This is a genomic window from Phyllobacterium sp. P5_D12, from assembly GCF_054049495.1.
The window spans coordinates 1-1,670 of sequence record NZ_JBFUMG010000761.1; the positions used below are offsets into that span (position 1 = coordinate 1).

A 1,670-nucleotide genomic window follows, 5' to 3' on the forward strand; every position below is an offset into this window, starting at 1 on the left:
CTGCTTTTCAGCCTGCCAGGTGTTGGTTATCGCGRTCGACTGTTCTTCCAGATCCGCGAGTTCCTTCTCCAGCCGCTCAAGACGGTCGCGGGATGCGTCATCTTTTTCGACCTTCAGCGCCTCGCGCTCGATCTTCAACTGCATGATACGACGATCGATCTCGTCCAGTTCTTCCGGTTTGGAATCGACTTGCATGCGAAGCCGTGCTGCGCCTTCGTCGATCAAATCGATCGCCTTGTCGGGCAAGAACCGGTCAGTGATGTAGCGGTTGGACAGTGTCGCCGCGGCAACAAGCGCCGAATCGGAAATTCGAACTTTATGATGCTGCTCGTATTTCTCCTTCAGGCCGCGCAAGATCGAGATGGTATCTTCCACCGTCGGCTCATCGACAAACACCGGCTGAAACCGGCGGGCAAGCGCCGCATCCTTTTCGACATGCTTGCGATATTCGTCGAGCGTTGTCGCGCCAACGCAGTGCAGTTCACCGCGAGCCAATGCCGGCTTCAAGAGGTTCGAAGCGTCCATCGCACCTTCGGCCTTGCCAGCGCCCACAAGCGTGTGCATCTCGTCAATGAACAGGATGATCTGGCCATTTGCCGAAGTGACTTCGGACAGCACGCCTTTCAGCCGCTCCTCGAATTCGCCGCGATATTTCGCGCCGGCAATGAGAGCGCCCATATCGAGTGCCATCAACTGCTTGTCCTTCAGTGATTCAGGCACATCGCCATTGACGATGCGCAGCGCAAGGCCTTCGGCAATTGCCGTCTTGCCGACGCCCGGCTCGCCAATCAGCACTGGGTTATTCTTGGTGCGACGCGACAACACCTGAATAGTGCGGCGGATTTCATCGTCGCGTCCAATCACAGGATCGAGCTTCCCGGCCCGTGCATCCGCGGTGAGATCGCGCGCATATTTCTTCAAGGCATCGTAGGTATTTTCGGCTGAAGCCGAATCTGCGGTCCGCCCCTTGCGGATGTCATTGATGACGGCATTGAGCCCCGCAGCGGTCACGCCGGCACGGCTCAATATGTCCGCAGTCTTGGCCGACTTTTCGATGGCCATCGCGGTCAAAAGCCTTTCGACAGTAACAAAACTGTCGCCAGCTTTCTGCGCCAGTTCCTCTGCAGTCGTGAAAACCTTGGCCAAGGGCTGGGCGAGATAAAGCTGGCCGTTGCCGCCGGTTACTTTCGGCATTGCATCGAGTGCTGCCTGCAAGCCAAGGCGTACATCAGCTATGCGCCCGCCTGCCCGCTCGATCAGGGATGCGGCAAGGCCCTCCTCGTCATCGACCAGGACCTTCAACAAATGTTCGGGTGCAAATTGCTGGTGGTTGGATGAGAGGGCAAAGGTCTGTGCCGACTGGATGAACCCCCGGACGCGCTCAGTATATTTTTCAATGTTCATATGGTGTCTCCTTTTCCCGAACGACCCTTCAAACGGCATCGCACGGTGTGTTGGTGACGGGTCCCCTGCAAGAGGCAGACCCATTTGCTCGAAGCAGATATGGGAATATTGTCCGCAGCCTGCAAGATCGGAATTCCAGCTTTTATTACTGCCTGTGACTGTTGTTTTAGCACAAAAAGCTCCACCCTTGCCACGCCCTCATCCCTAGTCTGGCCATTGCTTGCATGCTGGGAAGACGGGCGGTCGTCGAAGCGCGTCTTGGTAGA

At 56.8% G+C, this 1,670-nt stretch carries 1 protein-coding gene; it reads right to left on the reverse strand.

What is annotated here, in order from left to right:
• On the reverse strand, positions 1-1,404 hold a 1,404-nt coding region (locus ACXJ5O_RS26155), incomplete at its 3' end, for a Clp protease N-terminal domain-containing protein (RefSeq protein ID WP_457302453.1).
• Positions 1,405-1,670 lie beyond the last annotated feature (266 nt).